Origin of the sequence: Phocaeicola sp. ICN-14070, from assembly GCF_037892625.1 — a bacterium.
GTDB lineage: Bacteria > Bacteroidota > Bacteroidia > Bacteroidales > Bacteroidaceae > Phocaeicola > Phocaeicola plebeius.
In genome coordinates, this window is the sequence record NZ_JBBKBF010000006.1 from 1 (window position 1) to 20,756 (window position 20,756).

17 protein-coding genes are annotated in these 20,756 nt (G+C 47.3%); 3 read left to right on the forward strand and 14 right to left on the reverse strand.

Translation table 11 applies throughout. The annotated features are described in order from the left end of the window. The 5 genes from WKT20_RS02915 to WKT20_RS02935 all read right to left on the reverse strand — a co-directional run. Positions 1–583, reverse strand: a 583-nt coding sequence (locus tag WKT20_RS02915) for a LutC/YkgG family protein (RefSeq protein WP_340416808.1), incomplete at its 3' end; no start/stop codon positions are given. Between the two features lie 7 nt (positions 584–590). Further along, positions 591–1,958, reverse strand: a complete 1,368-nt coding sequence (locus tag WKT20_RS02920) for a lactate utilization protein B (protein WP_117702223.1) — start codon at positions 1,956–1,958, stop codon at positions 591–593. After that, entirely contained in the window at positions 1,955–2,695 is a 741-nt protein-coding gene (locus WKT20_RS02925; RefSeq protein ID WP_278614039.1) for a (Fe-S)-binding protein, read from the reverse strand. Before WKT20_RS02925 ends, WKT20_RS02920 begins: the two co-directional genes overlap by 4 nt. A 291-nt stretch (positions 2,696–2,986) precedes the next feature. Beyond that, positions 2,987–3,595, reverse strand: a complete 609-nt coding sequence (locus WKT20_RS02930; protein ID WP_117702224.1) for a response regulator transcription factor — start codon at positions 3,593–3,595, stop codon at positions 2,987–2,989. After that, positions 3,592–4,293, reverse strand: a complete 702-nt coding sequence (locus tag WKT20_RS02935) for a hemerythrin domain-containing protein (protein WP_259330638.1) — start codon at positions 4,291–4,293, stop codon at positions 3,592–3,594. The genes WKT20_RS02930 and WKT20_RS02935 overlap by 4 nt, the downstream gene beginning before the upstream one ends. Positions 4,294–4,523: 230 nt before the next feature. Here WKT20_RS02935 and WKT20_RS02940 point away from each other — a divergent pair, with 230 nt between their 5' ends. Together WKT20_RS02940 and WKT20_RS02945 are read left to right on the forward strand one after the other, a co-directional pair. Further along, positions 4,524–4,862 (forward strand): hypothetical protein, encoded by a 339-nt coding sequence (locus WKT20_RS02940; protein ID WP_007561228.1) that lies wholly within the window; start codon positions 4,524–4,526, stop codon positions 4,860–4,862. Between the two features lie 9 nt (positions 4,863–4,871). Continuing rightward, positions 4,872–6,725 (forward strand): YgiQ family radical SAM protein, encoded by a 1,854-nt coding sequence (locus WKT20_RS02945; protein WP_340416809.1) that lies wholly within the window; start codon positions 4,872–4,874, stop codon positions 6,723–6,725. Positions 6,726–6,750: 25 nt separating this feature from the next. Here the strand turns inward: WKT20_RS02945 and WKT20_RS02950 are convergent, their stop codons facing one another. The 4 genes from WKT20_RS02950 to WKT20_RS02965 form a co-directional block, all read right to left on the reverse strand. After that, positions 6,751–7,668 (reverse strand): DMT family transporter, encoded by a 918-nt coding sequence (locus tag WKT20_RS02950; RefSeq protein ID WP_117702226.1) that lies wholly within the window; start codon positions 7,666–7,668, stop codon positions 6,751–6,753. Positions 7,669–7,798: 130 nt separating this feature from the next. Then, positions 7,799–9,139: a citrate/2-methylcitrate synthase gene (locus WKT20_RS02955; protein ID WP_007561217.1), complete on the reverse strand. Its 1,341-nt coding sequence runs from the start codon at positions 9,137–9,139 to the stop codon at positions 7,799–7,801. Positions 9,140–9,192: 53 nt separating this feature from the next. Continuing rightward, positions 9,193–10,464: an NADP-dependent isocitrate dehydrogenase gene (gene icd / locus WKT20_RS02960; protein WP_181976327.1), complete on the reverse strand. Its 1,272-nt coding sequence runs from the start codon at positions 10,462–10,464 to the stop codon at positions 9,193–9,195. Further along, the gene (locus WKT20_RS02965; protein WP_340416810.1) at positions 10,461–12,716 is read right to left on the reverse strand and encodes an aconitate hydratase; all 2,256 of its coding nucleotides are present in this window, start codon (positions 12,714–12,716) and stop codon (positions 10,461–10,463) included. Before WKT20_RS02965 ends, icd begins: the two co-directional genes overlap by 4 nt. A gap of 471 nt (positions 12,717–13,187) precedes the next feature. On the opposite strand from WKT20_RS02965, the gene WKT20_RS02970 reads away from it, so the two are divergent. Beyond that, on the forward strand, positions 13,188–15,392 hold the full coding sequence (locus WKT20_RS02970; RefSeq protein ID WP_118242683.1) for a sodium-translocating pyrophosphatase: 2,205 nt from the start codon (positions 13,188–13,190) through the stop codon (positions 15,390–15,392). A 56-nt stretch (positions 15,393–15,448) separates the two neighbouring features. Here WKT20_RS02970 and WKT20_RS02975 read toward each other — a convergent pair whose 3' ends face one another. The 5 genes from WKT20_RS02975 to WKT20_RS02995 are packed head-to-tail and all read right to left on the reverse strand — an operon-like array spanning position 15,449 to position 20,747. After that, positions 15,449–15,865, reverse strand: coding sequence for an amino acid-binding protein (locus WKT20_RS02975; protein ID WP_117670703.1), 417 nt, complete (start codon positions 15,863–15,865; stop codon positions 15,449–15,451). Between the two features lie 17 nt (positions 15,866–15,882). Next, a complete protein-coding gene (locus WKT20_RS02980) occupies positions 15,883–17,184 on the reverse strand; it encodes a phenylacetate--CoA ligase family protein (RefSeq protein WP_117702229.1) in 1,302 nt (433 codons plus the stop codon). A gap of 42 nt (positions 17,185–17,226) precedes the next feature. Continuing rightward, on the reverse strand, positions 17,227–18,543 hold the full coding sequence (locus WKT20_RS02985) for an aminotransferase class I/II-fold pyridoxal phosphate-dependent enzyme (protein WP_117702230.1): 1,317 nt from the start codon (positions 18,541–18,543) through the stop codon (positions 17,227–17,229). Positions 18,544–18,549: 6 nt separating this feature from the next. Beyond that, entirely contained in the window at positions 18,550–19,137 is a 588-nt protein-coding gene (locus WKT20_RS02990) for an indolepyruvate oxidoreductase subunit beta (RefSeq protein WP_117670697.1), read from the reverse strand. Then, positions 19,134–20,747, reverse strand: a complete 1,614-nt coding sequence (locus WKT20_RS02995; RefSeq protein ID WP_117702231.1) for a thiamine pyrophosphate-dependent enzyme — start codon at positions 20,745–20,747, stop codon at positions 19,134–19,136. Before WKT20_RS02995 ends, WKT20_RS02990 begins: the two co-directional genes overlap by 4 nt. Between the last annotated feature and the right edge of the window lie 9 nt (positions 20,748–20,756).

The following is a 20,756-nucleotide window of genomic DNA, read 5'->3' on the forward strand; positions in this document are numbered from 1 at the left end:
GTAACAAGACTGTCAGTTCACGAGCTCCATGTGCTCCCATTACCAACGCCTGTTCAATATCTGCAGTTTTTGAAGGACCTGAAATGAAAACGCCGTAACCATACTCTCCTGTATCTATTTTCTGATAGGCCTCGTGCATGTTGTTTACCAGATTTTTCCGGTCAAGCAGAAGAATTAAAGCTTCAGAAATAAAATACACCGCACGCTGTTCCACATCCTGCTGCACCCATACAGCCCCATTCTCACACACTCCGATACGTCCGTCTACTACAGCCAGGTCTGTACCATCCAAATCGGCAGAAGCAGCCACATCATCAGGATGAAAAGTGGCACAAGTAATATTCTTCAGATTGGAAGCGATGCGTTTGGCATCCGGATACAATTTACGAACCAACTCGTTGACATCTTCTCCCTCATTGACCGTCACCACACGTCCGCCGACCTCTGCCACAACCTTACAGAATTGTGCTACCGGATCAGCGTACGTAATTGCCCCTTGTTCCAATGCAGACAGATCCGGCTTTTCATAACGTACTCGCGTATTACGACGTATGTTCTGCAATATATCTTCTCTACGACTCATAGCTTCCCTATTTTACTTTACCCTTTTTCCACATTTCATTAAAACTTTCCTTGGCAAACTGTGGCATTTCATGTTCTTTTCCCCAGTCATTCAATCCATTGTACACCAATGAACGAGGGAAAGAATTCACCCACGATGCCCGTGCCAGAGCCAAATTAAATAAAGACGGATGTTCCATCAGCACTTTCATTCCACCCGACATCAAACGCTTGGACGAGCTGGCTACTCCCAAGCCATCCAGTTTCTGTCTCCAACGATAAATCTGGTCTGCCAAATCTACTTTCGCCGGACACACATTCTGACAAGAGTAACACAAAGAGCACGCCGACACATTATCATAATAGTGCAAAGGCGCTTTCAGCATTCCCAGGTTAATGCCAATCGGACCTGGAATAAAATAGGTATAAGAATATCCGCCAGAACGACGATACACCGGACACGTATTCATACAAGCTCCACAACGCAGACAGTTCAGCGTCTTCACATGCTCCTGATCAGCCAGAATATTACTACGTCCGTTATCTACAATAATGATATGCAGTTCACCTCCTTTGCGGGGTTTGCGATAATGTGAAGTATAGGTAGTGATGGGTTGTCCGGTACCAGAACGTGCCAGCAAGCGGGTAAATACACCCAGTGCTTCACGGTCGGGCACAATCTTTTCCAACCCGAAAGCAGCAATCTGCAATTTAGGTTGCGAGGTACCCATATCTGCATTACCTTCATTGGTACACACCACAAACTCACCCGTAGAAGCCACGGCAAAATTAGCACCTGTCATGGCTGCTTCTGCTTCAATAAACTTATGACGCAGATTCTTACGCGCCGCATGGGTCAAATAAGTCTGGTCATTGTTGCCCGGCTCCGTACCCATCTCTTTCACAAACAGTTCACCGATTTCTTCCTTCTTGATATGGATGGCTGGCACCACGATGTGACTAGGTTTCTTATGCATCAGCTGAAGAATTCTTTCTCCCAAATCACTTTCCACCACGTCAATTCCTTTCTGAATCAGATATTCATTCAGTCCGCATTCTTCGGCCAGCATCGATTTACTCTTGATAAAGCGATGCACATTGTGTCCGTGCAGAATATTATAGATTATAGAACAATACTCATCGGCATCTTTCGCCCAATACACATGGGCTCCGTTTGCCTGTGCGTTCTTTTCGAACTCCTGCAAAAGCAAATCCAGGTGACTGTTGCTGTACATCTTGATGGCAGAAGCCATGTCGCGCAACTGTTCCCATTCCGGTACCTCCCGGCTAATCTTATCCCGTTTGGCACGCATCATCCACAAGGTCTGGTCATGCCATCCCGCCAGTTTCTTATTTTCCTGAAACTTCTCGGCGGCTTTTGAATGTTTCGTACTCATAGTCCTGTAGCTAAAACTTCTACAATATGAATGGTTTTGATAGGCAACTTCTCTCTGGCAATTATCCCGTTCTGATGCATCAGACAGGAGCCATCGGCACCTACGATATATTCTGCACCCGTATCCATGTGACGTTTCACCTTATCACGTCCCATCTGTCCGGATACGGCGTGTTCTTCTACTGCAAACATACCTCCAAATCCACAACACTCATCCGGTCTTTCCGGCTCTACCACTTCGATGTCTTTCACTAAGGAAAGCAAATCACGAAGCTTATTATAATATGGGATATTCAATTCGCTCGGTGAAGAAAGGTGCATCAGGCGCACTCCATGACAACTGTTCTGGATACTGACCTTGTGAGGGAAAGAAGCCTGCAAGGAAGTGGGTTTCACCACGTCATGAATAAATTCGCAGATATCATAAATTTTGCCTTCGCTGGCACAACGATGAGGTTCCTTGGCTAATAGCTGTCCATAATGATCACGCACAAATACCACACAGCTGGCCGACGGGCCTACAATGTAATCATACTGTTCAAAAAGACGGTCAAAACGTTTGGCCAATTCTACTGACTCTTCTTCAAATCCTGCATTCGCCATCGGTTGTCCGCAGCAAGTCTGGTCCAGCGGATAATCTACATCCACCCCCAGGCTTTTCAGCAACTTAAAAGAAGCCACTCCCACCTGCGGATAAACGGCATTGATATAACAGGGAATAAATAATCCTACTTTCATATATTTAAAATCTGTTATTCGTCTTCTTTCGAGCAAAAGTAAAAGGTTTTCTCCGGAAATGAAAACTTTATTTCAGATTTTGAAAACAATTTAAACCACCATAACAAAATGTAAAAAATGCGTGCGCCCCGCGAATCACTTCGCAGGGCGCACCCAACTAATAACTAACTTCTTTTACTTTTGTGGTTTACGTAATTTCTATATGACTAACACTGCAAAGATAGGTGTTAAAGGCTGTACCCGCAATACCTAAATGTAGGTATTTTAGAATTAATCCAAATAACAACCTTTCTAAAGATTCATTTTCACTTCACTCAACTCTACCAACTTATTTACGATGGCATAAATGGTCAGTCCGGCAGCCGAGTGAATCTGTAATTTTCGCGTAATGTTCCGGCGATGCGTAATGACCGTATGCACGGAAATATAGAGTTTTTCGGCAATTTCCTTATTGGTCATTCCTCTCACCACACAACCTACGATTTCTTTTTCCCGCTGGCTCAATGAGTCCTGATCGCTTTCTTCCTCATCCGCTACGTTCATCAGCAACGAAATTTTATGCGACAAAGAATCCACGTCGTCAAATAAATTGACCGAGTCATCGTAGCCTTTGAGCTGGTTGGCATCCACCATCGTATAAATCAGCGATACGAATTTCATGGCAGCTTCCGGATATTCCTGCTTGAAAGCAGCCACATCGAACCATCCTCCAAACTGAGGGTTGATAATCAAAATTTGTGGAGTATGTGCCTCCATACAATGCTTCAGGCCCTCTTCTGAAGAAACCTCTATTACCTGTACCGGCAAATCAGGCAGACGCCTCAACACAGACACGAGTCCGCTGCGAATAATCATCGACGTATCTGCCACAGCAATGTATATTGTTTCCTGCGGTTTCATTTTATCTCCTTTTCCAACTCCATGATTGCGGGCACGAAAATAAAATCTTCCACCCGGTTGTGCGAAGCCAAATCCTCCTCACAACTAAATATATCGAACAAGGTAGCATTCAACAGCTGGTTATCCCCGCCCGACGGATAATATTTGATAATGATATTTTTCAGTTCGGTCAACTTGGCATTGATCTGGTCATGGTGACGGGCGAAAACTCCGATACTGTAATCTTTCAGCCGTTCTCCCTTCAGCAAATGTTCCACATAAGTAAATACCTTTTCATTCTCATATTCCATGTGCTTGCGTACCTCGTGCACGTACGCATCGAAGAACTTCACAATCAGAAAAGCCACTTCATTCTCCGATGAACAGTCGATTGCCTCTATCAGCTTCCGGCGGATAGAAGGCAACTGGAAATCCAGGAAATAGGAATGAGCCTTTTTAAGGTATTCCATCAATGCAGGAATGGAAAGCCCCTGCAAATGGTCGTGAATATGATTGCTCTCCTCGCCCAGGAAATTGACCACTATCAGGAATGTATTGCAATCCACCTGATTCATGTCGCACACTTCCTGCACGGACTTGTCACCAAACCCTAATGAGATACCAAAACGGCTCATCACCTGCAGAAGAGCATAATTCTCACAAATCAAGTCGCCCATCTTATCGGTGGGTTTATACATTCGCGTAGTATTGTTACACATAAATATCGTATTCATAAATTCACATTGCAAAATAAGAGAATCCTTTCAACACCCGCAATCACCATTTGTAGGTATATTGTCTGAAACATATCTGTCAGGCAAAGATAAGGCAGGCACCGCATTTCTACCAGCCGAAAATACACAAAAATCCCTAAAGAAAAGAGAGAAAACGAGCCATCATATCCAGAAAAAAAATACCTTTGTTACATAAACTTTAAAATTATCATATTATGTATACCATACAGACCAACGCTTCCGGCACACGCAGCATGGAAATTTCTGAAAAGCATCTGGAAACTATCGAAAAATATTCGCTCTTCCAACAGCTTATTGACAGCAACGGAATTGTGGACGAAACCGTACTTGACAAACTGAAACTGAACATTCGTTCGCTCATTGCGTCCATGGAAGAAAACAGCAAGGACTTGCTCGATTTGTGCATTGACGTGATTTATCACAACAACATGAAAGCGTTCGGCTTACACCAGCTCATCCTTCTTTATATCAAATGGGAAAGAGAAAAAGAAGAGAAAGAGGAACAAGAAGAAACTGAAGAAAACCACAATTAAAGAAACGCCTTGAAAGAATACAAGCTGACCGACTGGTTGCCTACTACGAAGAAAGAGGCTGAACTGAGGGGATGGAACGAACTTGACGTCATCATCTTCAGTGGAGATGCGTACGTGGACCATCCATCTTTCGGTGCTGCCGTCATCGGACGAATGCTCGAAGCCAAAGGACTGAAAGTAGCCATCATCCCCCAGCCCAACTGGCGCGATGACCTGCGCGACTTCAAGAAACTGGGAAGACCAAGATTGTTCTTCGGCGTATCTGCCGGATGTATGGACAGCATGGTCAACAAATACACTGCCAACCGACGGCTGAGAAGCGAAGATGCCTATACACCCGATGGACGCCATGACATGCGCCCTGAGTATCCCAGCATTGTCTATACGCAGATTCTGAAAAAACTGTACCCTGACGTACCAGTGATTTTAGGCGGTATCGAAGCCTCTCTTCGACGCCTGACGCACTATGACTATTGGGAAGAGAAATTACGTCCTTCCATCTTAGTAGAATCAGGAGCCGACCTGCTTATTTACGGAATGGGAGAAAAACCCATTACGGAACTGAGCGAGCGCTTGCTTGAAGTAGAAGGAGAAGTTCATGCTGGAGACTTGCCACACGACATTCCACAAACAGCCTACCTGATTTCACAGAAAGAGGTAGCTGCTCTGCCGGAAAACCCGAACGGCCAAGGCAACCTGACACTCTATTCGCATGAAGAATGCCTGAAGGATAAGAAAAAGCAGGCACAGAACTTCCGACACATCGAGGAAGAATCCAACCGCTATGCGGCAGCTCGCATCCTTCAGCAGGTAGGAAAGCAGACGGTGGTTACCAACCCGCCTTATCCTCCCATGACGCAAGGAGAGCTGGACATGTCGTTCGACCTTCCTTACACCCGTCTTCCGCATCCTAAATACAAAAACAAGCGGATTCCGGCCTATGAAATGATCAAGTTCTCTGTCAACATCCACCGGGGATGCTTTGGCGGATGTGCTTTCTGTACCATCTCGGCCCATCAGGGAAAGTTCATTGTCAGCCGAAGCAAGGAAAGTATTCTCAAGGAAGTAAAAGCCATCGCTGAAATGCCCGACTTCAAAGGGTATCTAAGCGATTTGGGAGGTCCCTCGGCCAACATGTACCAAATGGGTGGAAAAGATACGGCTCTTTGCCGTCGCTGCAAACGTCCGTCGTGCATCCATCCTAAAGTCTGCCCGAATCTGAACACTGACCACCAGCCGTTATTAGAGATATACCATGCAGTAGACAGTTTGCCAGGCATCAAGAAAAGCTTTATCGGTAGTGGAGTGCGTTACGACCTGCTTCTGCATCAGAGTAAAGATGCAAAGACCAACCAGAGTACCAAGGAATATACTCGTGAACTGATTACACGTCACGTAAGCGGACGACTGAAAGTAGCTCCGGAACATACCAGTGACAAAGTGCTATACCTGATGCGCAAGCCACCGTTCGAGCAGTTCTACGAGTTCAAGCGTATCTTTGACAAAATCAACAAAGAAGCGGGATTAAGGCAACAGATCATCCCCTACTTCATCAGCAGTCACCCTGGCTGTACGGAAGAGGACATGGCCGAACTGGCGGTCATCACCAAGAAACTGGACTTCCACCTGGAGCAGGTACAGGACTTTACGCCTACCCCCATGACCGTCTCTACGGAAGCATGGTACACAGGCGTACATCCCTACACACTGGAACCTGTATTCTCGGCCAAGACCCCTCGTGAAAAACTGGCTCAACGTATGTTCTTCTTCTGGTATAAACCAGAGGAACGGAAGGCCATTATCAACGAATTACGGAAAATCGGTCGAAACGACCTTATCAACAAGCTATACGGGAAATCATGATTTTTCACAGCAAAATTCGTCCGTGTCAAGCATGACGCGGACGAATTTTACGTACTACAGCCGACAGACTTTTCTGAATTGTCCGAGTCAACACAATCAAGGTAACAGCCACCAAGATGAGGAATATTCCCCAGCCTTCCTGCATGGTAAACTCTTCCCCAAAAATCAAGGCACCGATACATACAGCCGTCACCGGTTCCATGGCTCCTAATACCGAAGTCATTGTTCCACCAATATTCTGTACGGCCAATACCAAGGTAATATTGGAAATAACAGTAGGCACCACCGCCAGCAAGAACAGATTACCGATTGAAACTGCATCCGGTACCGACTGTATTCCTTGATTGGTCAATGCCTTTATGGCAAACAGCACCGTACTTACGATAAATACGTAAAAAGCTAATTTCCGCCCGCTCATATCACGCAATCTTGATTTATTGACTGCCACAATGTATCCGGCATAACATACAGCCGAAAGCAGAACAATAACCACTCCCGTCGCATCGGCCGACAGCTCATCTCCTTTCAACGAAAGTTCAGATACACCATATATTGCCAGCAGAATAGCTACCCACGTTACCCAGGAAGCTTTCTCACGGAACAAGACCAACATCAGCAAAGTCACAAACACGGGATAGGTAAAATGAAGCGTCGTGGCTACCCCGGCTCCCATAAACCCATATCCCCAGAACAGGAACATAGCTGAGCCTGTGTACAGCAGTCCCAGCAAAAGAAACATCGGAATATCACGGCTCTCTATACGGAATGATTCTTTCTTTATTTTCATCATGGCCCCCAATGCAAAGGTGGCAAAGAGAAAACGATAAAAAAGAATCGAATCAAACATCATCCCTTTCTGCATCAAAGGCAGCGTGAACAAGGGTATCAAACCAAATGTTACCGAAGTGGCAATCCCATAGAAAAAACCTTTCAAACTATTCATATTTTCTGATTTTACGATAAAAACGCCGCAAAGGTACACAATTTGGCCGACATTCCTAAAAAGAAAAGAAGCGGCAGATACCTCATTATCGGGTTTCTGTCGCTTCCTCCATATAAAATCACTTGAACTTTTATCGTTCTCCTATCGGCTTATAGTCCACTTCCTCCAGCACATTCTTATATGCCGGACGGATAATGCGACGACCTTCGAAGTTCAGTTCCTCAATACGGTGTGCCGTCCATCCCACAATACGGGCCATGGCAAACAGCGGCGTATAGATTTCATGCGGCAAACCCATCAGTTCGTAGATAAAGCCTGAATAGAAATCCACATTCGAGCAAACCTGCTTCTTGGTTCCTTTCACTTTCTTGAAGCATTCAATGGCACGCTGTTCCAGGAGTTCAAGGAAAGCAAATTCTTTCTCACATCCCTTTTCTGCCACCAGTTCACCAGCCAGTTCCTTCAGCAATACGGCACGCGGATCGGAAATCGTGTACACCGCATGACCGATACCGTAAATCAATCCACTGCCATCGTAGGCTTCCTTGTTCAGCATGCGGGTCAGATAAGTATCGATTTCGTCTACATTCGTCCAGTCAGAAATCACCTCTTTCAAGTGATGGAACATCTTGACCACCTGAATGTTGGCACCTCCGTGCAGAGGACCTTTCAACGAACCGATTCCGGCTGCAATGCTGGAATACGTATCCGTGCGAGTAGAGCTGGTGACACGTACGGTAAATGTTGAGTTATTACCACCTCCATGCTCTGCCTGAAGCACCAGCAGCAAGTCGAGCATACGCGCTTCCAGTGGAGTGTATTCTTTCTTAATCATGTAAAGGAAGTTTTCGGCCAGCGACAGATTCTCGTGCGGATGGCGAATGTGCAGCGAACGTCCGTGTATACTGTGACGATAGATGCTATACGCATACGCAATGATGGTCGGGAACTTTGAAATCAGTTCGATGGACTGACGCATCAGGTTGTCGCGTGAAATATCATCCGGATTCGGGTCGAACGTGTACATTTCGAGCACACTACGTGCCAGGATGTTCATGATGTTCTGCCCTTCCAAGTCGATAATGTTCATGGTCGTCTTCTTGTCCAGCGGCATATTGTCATTGATGAGCTCCTTGAACGAAGCCAGTTGTTCGCTGTCAGGAAGTTCACCCGACAACAGCAGATAAGCCACTTCCTCAAAGCCGAAACGCTTCTCGCGCAGCAAGGCATGAGCAATGTCATCCAAATCGTATCCGCGATAGAATAACTTACCCGGAATAGCCTTCAATCCCTGGTCTGTGCGTTCATAACCTACCACATTACCAATCTTTGTCAGTCCCACGAGCACACCCGTACCATCTTCGTTACGCAGCCCCCGCTTTACATTGTATTTCGTGAACAGTTCATTGTCGATGCGGCATGCCTGCTTGGCACACTCGGAAAGTTTGTAAACTATATATTCTTTCTTCATAAACTTCTCTTTTTATCCATTAAAAACACTCCGACAAGAAAATCCTCCGACTATTACAGCAAAGAAATGATTTCCTGTCCAAATTCATTCGTGCCCAACGCGTGGCCATTCGGCATGAAACGCGCCAAATCATGAGTAGCCTTCCCTTTCGAGAAAGCTTTCTCCAAAGCATTCACAATCAGTTGGGCAGCTTCTTTCCAGCCCATGTACTCCAGCATCATGACAGAAGAAAGCAGCAAGGAACACGGATTCACCACATTCTTTCCGGCAATGTTCGGTGCCGTGCCGTGAGTCGCTTCAAAGATGGCATGTCCGCTCTTGTAATTGATGTTGGCTCCCGGTGCGATACCGATACCGCCCACCATGGCAGCCAGCTGGTCGGACACATAATCGCCGTTCAGGTTCAGCGTAGCAATGACCGAATATTCTTCCGGAATGAGCAGGGTATTTTGCAGGAAAGCATCTGCAATGCAATCCTTCACCACCACTTTTCCATCGTTGATGGCTTTGGCTACGGCAGCCTTGGCAGACTCTTCACCCAGCTCTTTCTTCAGGCGGTCATATTCGTTCATAGTGAAAGTCTGGTCCTTGAACTCGGTTTCGGCCACTTCGTATCCCCAGCGCTTGAAACCTCCTTCCGTAAACTTCATGATATTTCCCTTGTGTACCAGTGTCACTGACGGCAGGCCGTGTTGCAATGCGTATTCAATGGCTGCACGTACCAGTCGCTGGGTACCTTCCTTTGACACGGGTTTCACACCAAATGAAGAGGTTTCCGGGAAACGTACCTTGGTCACACCCATCTCATCACGAAGGAAAGCATAGAATTTCTGTGCTTCCGGTGTACCTTGTTCCCATTCGATACCCGCATAAATGTCTTCCGTATTTTCGCGGAAAATGTGCATGTTCACCTTGTGCGGCTCTTTCACCGGAGAAACGACTCCTTTGAACCAGCGTACCGGACGCAGGCAGACATACAAATCGAGCGTCTGACGCAATGCCACGTTCAGCGAACGGATACCACCGCCTACCGGAGTGGTCAACGGACCTTTAATACCTACCAGATATTCCTTAAATGCTTCCAGCGTAGCCTTCGGCAACCATTCACCAGTCTGCTCAAAAGCCTTTCCACCGGCCAGCACCTCTTTCCATTCAATACGGCGCTTACCTACGTAGGCCAGCTCTACCGCTGTATTGACAATTTTCTGACAAACCGGAGTGATTTCTGCTCCTACTCCATCCCCTTCAATAAAAGGAATCACTACGTGATCGGGAACCACCAGTTTCCCGTCCTGCATATACATCTTATTGCTCATTTCTCTCATTTTTTAAAGGTGTTCAAGGCTGAACCGGCCTTAAACCAGTTAATTTGCATTTCATTATAGGTATGAAGCACTTCGAAAGTTTCTGTCGTGCCGTCTTCGTGCGTCAACACGGCATGCAACGGTTTACCCGGAGCAAAGCGTTGCAATCCCAAGATAGAAATCCGGTCGTGCTCACGTACCTTGTCGTAATCGTTCTTGTCGACAAAAGTCAGTGCCAGCATACCCTGTTTCTTCAAGTTTGTTTCATGAATACGGGCAAAGCTCTTGGCCAGAATTACCCGTACGTTCAGGAAGCGCGGTTCCATGGCGGCATGTTCACGACTGGAACCCTCTCCGTAATTTTCTTCTGCCACTACGATAGAGCCCATGCCCTTTGCCTTGTACTGCTTGGCCACTGCTGAAACGGCTTCATATTCGCCAGTCAGCTGATTCCATACGCAGTTAGTCTTACCGTTGAATGCATTGACAGCACCCATCAGCATATTATCGGAAATATTTTCCAGGTGTCCGCGAAAGCGTAACCACGGTCCGGCCATAGAGATGTGGTCGGTAGTACATTTTCCCTGCGTCTTAATCAGCAGCGAAAGTTCCATGAAGTCTTCTCCGTTCCATGCAGCAAACGGTTCCAGTTTCTGCAAGCGCTGTGAGTCCGGCTGAATGGTCACTTCCACCTTTCCTCCGTCGGCCGAAGGAGCCACATAGCCATTGTCATCTACTGTAAATCCTTTCTGTGGCAGTGTTTCCCCTGTCGGCGGATCAAGTCTGACTTCTTCTCCCTTCTCATTTTTCAGGGTATCCGTCAGCGGATTAAAGCACAAGTCGCCTGCAATGGCAAACGCCACAGCCATTTCCGGTGAAGCAATGAACGCATGTGTGTTCGGATTGCCATCGGCACGCTTGGCAAAGTTACGGTTGAACGAAGTCACGATAGAATTGGCCCGAAGCGGATCGTCAGTCACACGCTTCCACTGTCCGATACAAGGACCGCAGGCATTGGTCATCACCACACCGCCGATACTCTTCAAGTCCTCAATCATGCCGTCGCGCTGAGCCGTGCAATATACCTGTTCCGAACCGGGATTGATAATCAGAGAAGCCTGCATCTTCAAACCTTTTGCCTTTACCTGACGGGCTACCGAAGCTGCACGACTCAAATCCTGATAAGAAGAGTTGGTACAAGAACCTATCAATCCCACTTCCATCTTCTGCGGGAACCCTTCCTTCTTCACACGGGCAGCAAATTCCGATACCGGACAAGCTGCATCGGGCGTAAACGGTCCGTTCACATACGGTTCCAGTGCAGAAAGGTCGATTTCAATCAAACGGTCGTAATATTTCTCCGGCTGCTGTGCCACTTCCGCATCTGCCCGCAAATCGGCCGCATTAGCCTCAGCCAGTTCGGCAATATCCTCACGCCCGGTAGCACAGAGGTAGCGCTTCATCTCCTCATCGTAAGGGAAAACAGAAGTCGTAGCTCCCACCTCAGCTCCCATGTTACAGATAGTAGCCTTGCCGGTAGCAGACAATGAGCGGGTTCCCTCTCCGAAATATTCAATAATGGCATTCGTTCCTCCCTTCACGGTGAGAATACCTGCCAGTTTCAAAATCACATCTTTTGGCGAAGCCCATCCGTTCAACGCACCGGTCAGCTTCACTCCAATTAGTTTCGGCATCTTCAATTCCCATTCCATACCGGTCATTACGTCCACTGCGTCGGCACCGCCCACGCCAATGGCAATCATACCCAATCCACCGGCATTCGGGGTGTGTGAGTCGGTTCCCACCATCATGCCACCCGGAAACGCATAGTTCTCAAGTACGACCTGATGAATGATACCTGCTCCCGGTTTCCAGAAGCCGATGCCGTACTTCGAAGCCACACTTTTCAGAAAATCGTATACCTCTTTATTAGTAGTGCAAGCAGAAGGCAAATCCTCTTCCACTCCTTTATATGCTTGAATCAAATGGTCACAATGTACGGTAGCAGGAACAGCTGAAACGGATTTTCCCGCATTCATAAACTGCAACAGCGCCATCTGGGCCGTCGCATCCTGCATGGCTACGCGGTCCGGACGGAAGTTAACATACTCTTTCCCCCGACGGAAAGCTGTCACCGTGTTTTCGTCGTATAAATGTGCATACAATATTTTTTCAGCCAAAGTCATGGCACGCCCCAGTTTCTTACGGGCCTTTTCTACTTTTTCTGCATACGACGCATAGAACGTCTTCTGCATTTCCATGTCGTAAATCATCTGAACAATCTTTTATAACTTCGTGCGCAAATATATTGAAAATATCTCACAATATCACACTTGTATTAAATAAAAAACAACAATCTGCCACAAAACCTCATCCCTTTATAACAGAGGGCTGGTTTTTACCGCATTCCGGAAAACTTTTTGACACGTCATTATCCTTAAATTGAAAATTACCTGCATATTCTTGCTATTTTTCTTGTTCGTTTTCTACGTTTTCCTACTGCAAACCCTATGTTTCCCGTCGCAAAAACGTAGGGTTCCCGAACGGAAAACATACGGTTCCGCGACGGGAAACATAAAAAAACCTTGAAAAGTTTCCGAATAAACTTACCGAACTTAGAAAAAAACAGAGCCATCACATAAAAGCCCAATTATCCGCCTTTTCTGCCAGTAGAATCTCCCGCATTTTATTCGTTTTCTTCGGGATTTTTTGTAAGTTTGGAGAAACTCTTATTCAACTGTATTATGGAAACATATCTATTCTGGCTGGTCCCGGCGGCATCGCTGCTGGCATTGGCACTTGCCGGATACTTCTACCGGCAAATGAAGCAGGAAAGCGAAGGTACCCCCACCATGGCACGCATTGCATCGTATGTCCGGAAAGGAGCCATGTCTTACCTGAAACAGCAATATAAAATAGTTACCCTTGTATTTATCGGACTGGCTGCCTTGTTTGCCATCATGGCCTATGGGTTCAACTTGCAAAATCCGTGGGTACCCGTAGCATTCCTCACAGGAGGCTTTTTCTCCGGTCTGTCAGGTTATTTAGGCATGAAAACCGCTACGTATGCCTCTGCACGTACGGCAAATGCCGCACGCAACTCTCTGAACAAAGGATTAAAGGTGGCATTTCGCAGTGGAGCGGTTATGGGACTTGTGGTCGTAGGACTGGGATTGTTTGATATTTCTTTCTGGTACCTGCTGTTGGATTTCTGCATTTCGGAAGATGCACTGAACCCCACTGCCAAGTTGTGTGTCATCACCACCACGATGCTGACTTTTGGAATGGGCGCCTCCACCCAGGCTTTGTTTGCCCGTGTAGGAGGAGGTATTTATACCAAGGCGGCCGATGTGGGAGCTGACCTGGTGGGAAAAGTAGAAGCGGGCATTCCGGAAGACGACCCACGCAACCCGGCTACGATTGCCGACAATGTAGGCGATAACGTAGGTGATGTGGCCGGAATGGGAGCCGACCTCTACGAATCCTACTGCGGTTCGATTCTGGCTACCGCTGCCCTGGGAGCAGCTGCCTATATCGGCACGGGAGATACCGCCATGCAGTTTAAAGCCGTCATCGCCCCGATGCTGATTGCAGCCGTAGGTATTATCTTGTCCATCATCGGCATTTTTGCCGTGCGCACCAAAGAAAATGCAGGAATGAGAGAATTGCTCAAGGCTTTGTCTACAGGCACCAACCTCAGTGCGGGATTGATTGTCATCGCCACCTTTAGCATTCTTTGGGTACTGCAAATTGATAACTGGCTGTATATTTCACTGGCTGTAGTCATCGGACTGATTGTAGGCATCGTCATCGGACAATCTACTGAATTCTACACTTCCCAATCCTACAAGCCCACTCAAAAACTGGCGGAAAGCGGAAAAACAGGTCCGGCAACCGTCATCATTTCGGGCATCGGATTAGGAATGGTATCCACTACGATTCCGGTCATTGCAGTTGTAGCCGGCATCATCCTGTCCTACTGGCTGGCCTCTGGTTTCGATTTCACCAACATCAGCATGGGACTTTATGGCATCGGTATCGCTGCCGTGGGTATGCTGTCCACTTTAGGCATCACATTAGCCACGGATGCCTACGGACCGATTGCCGACAATGCAGGTGGTAATGCGGAAATGAGTGGTTTGGGAGCAGAAGTCCGCAAACGCACAGATGCACTGGATTCACTGGGCAATACCACAGCCGCTACGGGTAAAGGTTTCGCCATCGGTTCTGCCGCCCTGACCGGACTGGCACTACTGGCTTCTTATATTGAAGAAATACGCATCGGCCTGGAACGTATCGGTACCACCGTACTGGAACTTCCCAACGGACTGGAAGTAATGATTCGGGAAGCCGGATTCACGGACTTCATGATGTTCTACGATGTCACGCTTATGAATCCCAAGGTACTTTCAGGAATGTTTATCGGTAGCATGATGGCCTTTCTGTTCTGCGGACTGACCATGAATGCTGTAGGAAGAGCAGCTGCCCACATGGTAGAGGAAGTACGCCGGCAGTTCCGTGAAATCAAAGGTATTCTGGAAGGAAAGACTGAACCTGACTACGCACGCTGTGTACAGATTTCCACTCTTGGTGCACAAAAAGAAATGGTATTCCCGTCACTGCTGGCCATCATCGCCCCCATTGTGACAGGTCTGCTGTTTGGTGTGCCGGGCGTCATCGGTCTGCTGATAGGAGGACTTTCCTCAGGTTTCATTTTAGCGATTTTCATGGCCAATTCCGGAGGTGCCTGGGACAATGCCAAGAAATACGTGGAAGAAGGAAACTTTGGCGGGAAAGGCAGTGAAGTACACCGGGCCACAGTCGTAGGCGATACGGTAGGTGACCCGTTTAAAGATACCTCCGGTCCCAGCCTGAACATCCTGATTAAACTGATGAGCATGGTAGCCATCGTCATGGCAGGTCTGACCGTTTCATGGAGCTTATTCTAACAATAAAAATTCCCCCGCCAACCTAAAACCGTGACGGGGGAATTTGCATATAGAATTTACAATTCTTCTTTTGCCAACACATGACAATGATGTGCCTCAAGCACTTTCAGACACTGTGACATGTCATTCGGCTTGATAACCACATGAGCCTGATCGGCTTGTGCAAACGCATACATATACTCAATGAAAATCTGCTCTTCGGCCAAGTATTCCAATACCACAGCCAACGAGCCGGGCACATTGGCACACGAAAGACAAACCACATCGGTCGACATCACGGCAAAATTCTTTTCACGCAATACTTCTACCGCCTTGTCCACATCAGACACAATCAGTCGCAGAATACCAAAATCTGCTGTTTCGGCCATACTAAAAGCGTGCATATTGATACCGTTTGCTCCCAAAGTATGCACTACATCATTGATTCTTCCGGTCTTGTTTTCCAAGAAAACAGACAATTGCTTAATTATCATAGTTCTTTTTGCTTTAGTTATACCAATACTCGTTTATCTATCACACGCTTGGACTTCCCTTCGCTGCGGGTAATGCTGTTCGGTTCTACCAATTTCACGTCGGCACTGATGGACAATACACTCTTCAAGCGGTCGGACAGTGTTTTCTTCAGTTTCAGCATGGAACCGATGTCATCACTGAAGAAATCACGACGCACTTCCACCTGTACTTCCAGGGTATCCAGATTGTTCTTGCGGTCTACCACCAGCATATATTGCGGTTCGAACTCTTTCATACCCAGAATAACACTTTCTACCTGGGACGGGAAGACATTGATACCACGGATAATCAGCATATCATCGCTTCGGCCCATAATCGGCGTCATACGCACACTGGTACGACCGCACGGACACGCATCGGCAATCAGCGAAGTCAGGTCCTTCGTACGGTAACGCAACAACGGCATGCCCTCTTTGGTCAATGTGGTAAATACCAGTTCTCCCTGTGTGCCGTATGGAAGAGATTCCAGGGTAACCGGATCGATAATTTCCGGATAGAAATGGTCTTCGTTGATGTGAGAGCCATATTGCTCCTGACATTCGTAAGATACACCCGGACCCATAATCTCACTTAACCCATAAATATTGTATCCTTTCAAGCCCAAACGGTTCTGTATTTCCTGACGCATGTTTTCGGTCCAAGGCTCAGCTCCGAACGCACCGATACGCAGTCCTAATTCCTCTTTCCGGATACCCATCTTTTCTACCACCTCTGCCAGATACAAGGCATACGAAGGGGTACAGGCAATACCCGTAATGTGTAAATCGCGAATCAAACGTACATGCTTTTCCGTATTTCCTGTAGAAGCCGGAATTACGGTAGCTCCTAAGTTCTCTACTCCATAATGTGCGCCCAATCCTCCGGTAAACAATCCATAGCCATAGCTTACGGAGAAAGTATCGTCACGGGTCACCCCGTATGCCGACAGACAGCGTGACATCACTTCCGACCAGATGGACAAGTCGCGACGTGTATAGCCCACAATCGTAGGATTACCCGTTGTACCGGAAGAAGCATGTACACGCACCACCTCTGAAGGAGGAGCCGCCATCAGTCCGTAAGGATAATTGTCACGTAAATCCTGTTTGGTAGTAAAAGGCAGTTTGGTAATATCGTCTATGCTCCGGATATCATCTGGAGTCAGGTCCATTTCCTGCATTTTATGACGATAGAAAGGTACATTATGGTACACATACTGCACCAGTTTGCATAAGCGTTTTCCTTGCAGCTCGCGCATCTGTTCACGCGGCATACATTCTTTGTTCGGATTCCAAATCATAAGCTGTGTTTTTCTTTATTTCAGTAGTAGTTTTGTGATTTCTTATTTCAGCGGATGGTCTTCCTGAAACGCTTTCATACGTTCCTCCAGCACCGGATAAAGTTCTTCACGCATGCGCGACGTACAGGCTCTCACTCCTTGCTGTTCACTTCCAGTGGTAGACAAGGAAATACTGCTCACGCCATACATCATCAATTCACGCAGCAATTCGCCTCCTGTCAGTCCGGGGTATCCCAAAGTGAAGAAGAAACCATCGCCCACCTGCTGAGTGACATCCTTATCATACACAATCGAGAAACCGTGGTCAGTAAAAATCTGCTTCATCCGGCGTGCCCGACGTTCATACTCGCGTACATCTTCTACGAAGTTGATTTCTCCTGAAATGGATTTCTCCAACATCTCGGCCATGGCATACTGAGTAGTAGCCGTACAACCGGAGGTAATCATGTACATGATAGAAGCGATGAAAGTCGGTCCGAATACGCCTGAATCTTCATAACGGGCTGCCAGGGCCGGATACTGCGTATCAAACAATTTATCGGACACGCAGGCTAAAGCTATACGCTGGCCGGCATAGCTGAAAATCTTGGACGCCGACAACATCAGAATATAATTATCGGTATAACGTGCAACCGTAGGTACAAAAGGTGGCTGGTAAGGACGGCCGAACGCATGACGGAAGTCCATGCAGAAATAAGCCTGGTCTTCCAGCACAATTACATCGTACTTCGTAGCCAGCTCTCCAATAATCTTCAATTCACTTTCTTCCAGACAAATCCATGCCGGATTATTAGGGTTAGAATATACTACAGCGGCAATATCTCCTTTTGACAGAAAACTTTCCAGTTTGGCACGCAGCGGTTCGCCACGGAAATCATGAATGTCGAACAACTCCCACTCAATGCCTAAAATGCGCAACTGAGATTTTTGTATCGGGAAACCTGGGTCGATAAACAAGACCTTGTTCTTTCCCGGAATTCGTTGGGTACAGGCGATAAAGGCACCGAAAGAAGCTGCCACAGAACCGGTAGTGGGCAGACATGCCCGCGGAGAAATATCAATATCGATAAAGGCTTTCACGAAACGTGAAGCAGCCTGTTTCAGTTCTACGACTCCGGCAGCTGCCGGATATTGCGAACCGACTCCTCTATCGAGAGCTTTCTTCTCTGCCTCAATACCTATTTTATTGGCCGGAAGACCGGGAGATCCCTGGTCCATCCGGATAAAAGGAATACCTGTCAGTTCTTCCAAGCGGGAAGCTACCAGCAACACATCCCCTATGGTTGCATTGGCCAAGTCGGCCACTTTCATTTCCTTCGCTACGGAATTTACCAGCTCTTCACTAAACACGCGACTCATAGGCTCTCAGAATTTCAACTGTTTGACATATTCATGACCTATATCGAAGGCACGATAGTTCATCTGCACCACTTCTTCGCCTTTTGACGCAAAAATACGGCCTACACTTTCGCGCAAGACTTCTGCATCCAGGATTTTCAGGAAAGGAGCGGCAGCCCCTAACAGAATGACATTGGCCGATTTGGGCATGTGATTTTCTTTCGCCAGATTTTCCACATCCAGCACGACTACATGAGGCTGTGACTTCAATTCCTGCATCAGCTTTTCTTCGTCCGGATAGTTCGGAATGTTTTTGAAAGGAGCAGCCGAAGTGATAATCCATCCGTCTTTTGACAGATACGGCAGGTAGCGCAAAGCTTCCATCGGCTCCAGTGAGATAATCATATCAGCCGTTCCCAAGGCAATCAGGTCGGAAGCAATCGGGGCATCCGACAGGCGAAGGTTAGACTGTACATCTCCTCCACGCTGGCTCATTCCGTGTACTTCGGCTTGTTTCAAGTTCAACCCTAAATGAAGAGCTGCTTCTCCGATAATCGTAGCGATGGACAAGATTCCCTGTCCGCCGACTCCTGAAAGTATAATATCTGTTTTCATTGTTTCTGTGCTTTTTGCTGTTTCAGTTTCCGGTTCAAAGTCTGCATACATTCCCTGCGCGGAATAATGACAGATACACCGTTGTATTCTATTTCCTCACGAATAACACGGGTAATTTCTTCCATGTTCTTAGGAAGCGGCACTACAACCCGCACATGTTCCGGTTCTACTCCCAAGCCCAGACAAATGGCTTCGAACTTATTGGTTCCGGCTGAATCCTGTCCTCCGGTCATGGCAGTAGTCAAATTATCAGAAATAACCACCGTGATATTGGACTTGTCATTCACGGCATCCAGCAGACCGGTCATTCCAGAGTGAGTAAATGTGGAGTCGCCAATCACTGCAATAGACGGGAACAAGCCTGCATCCGCAGCCCCCTTGGCCATGGTAATGGAAGCTCCCATATCCACGCAACTGCTCAACGTACGGAACGGAGGAAGTGCGCCCAGTGTATAGCAACCGATGTCACCGAAAATCTTGGCATCCGGATATTCGGCAGCTACTTTATTCAGTGCATCGTATACATCACGATGTCCGCACCCCTTACACAAAGCAGGAGGACGGGGAACTACATTCTGAGCGGCAGCATAAACCGGTTCGCAAGAAAGTCCCAAAGCCTGACGCACATTATCCGGCGTCAATTCTCCCGTACGGGGCAATTCACCACTTAAACGACCTTTCACCACATATTTAGAAGGAAGAATACCTTTCAGCTGTTCTTCAACAAAAGGCTGTCCGTCTTCTACTACCAGAATCTCTTTGCAAGAGTCGGCCAGACGGGTCAAGGTTTCCACCGGTAAAGGATACTGTGAAATCTTCAGCAAAGGATACGGACATCCATCCGGATAGGTTTCCATCACGTAGTTGTAGCCAATTCCACAAGCCACGATTCCTTTCTCAGCTATACCTTCTTGGCTTGCCAACCGATTAAATGCAGACTGTTCAGCCTCATCGCGTAACTTTTCCTGAGTAGCGATGGCTTCCACATACCGGCGGCGGGCATTACCGGGTAAAAGTACCCAATCAGAAGGAACCGACGCACGCCCCGTGCAAGTCACTTCCTTTCCTGATTCCTGCACTTCGACTGCCGCACGAGAGTGTGCCATGCGGGTAGTAATGCGCATCAGTACCGGCGTACGCATTTGTTCCGAAAGTTCGTATGCATACGACATCATGTCGTAAGCTTCCTGCTGGGAAGACGGTTCCAGCATCGGAATCAGGGCAAACTTGCCGTAAAAACGGGAATCCTGCTCATTCTGAGAAGAGTGCATGGACGGGTCATCAGCAGCCAGTACCACTACCCCTCCGTTCACGCCTGTAATGGCAGAATTGACAAACGCATCGGCACAGACGTTCATTCCCACGTGTTTCATGCAGACCAAGGCACGTTTCCCTACATAAGAAACACCCAAGGCAGCTTCCATAGCTGTTTTTTCATTGGTGCACCAGCTGCTGTGCAAACCACGTTCTTTTGCTATCGGAGAGTTTTGAATATATTCCGTAATTTCAGTAGAGGGAGTTCCCGGATAAGCATACACTCCCGAAATCCCCGCGTGAATGGCTCCCAGCGCAATGGCCTGGTCGCCCAACAATAAGCGTTTATTTTTCATATAATATAG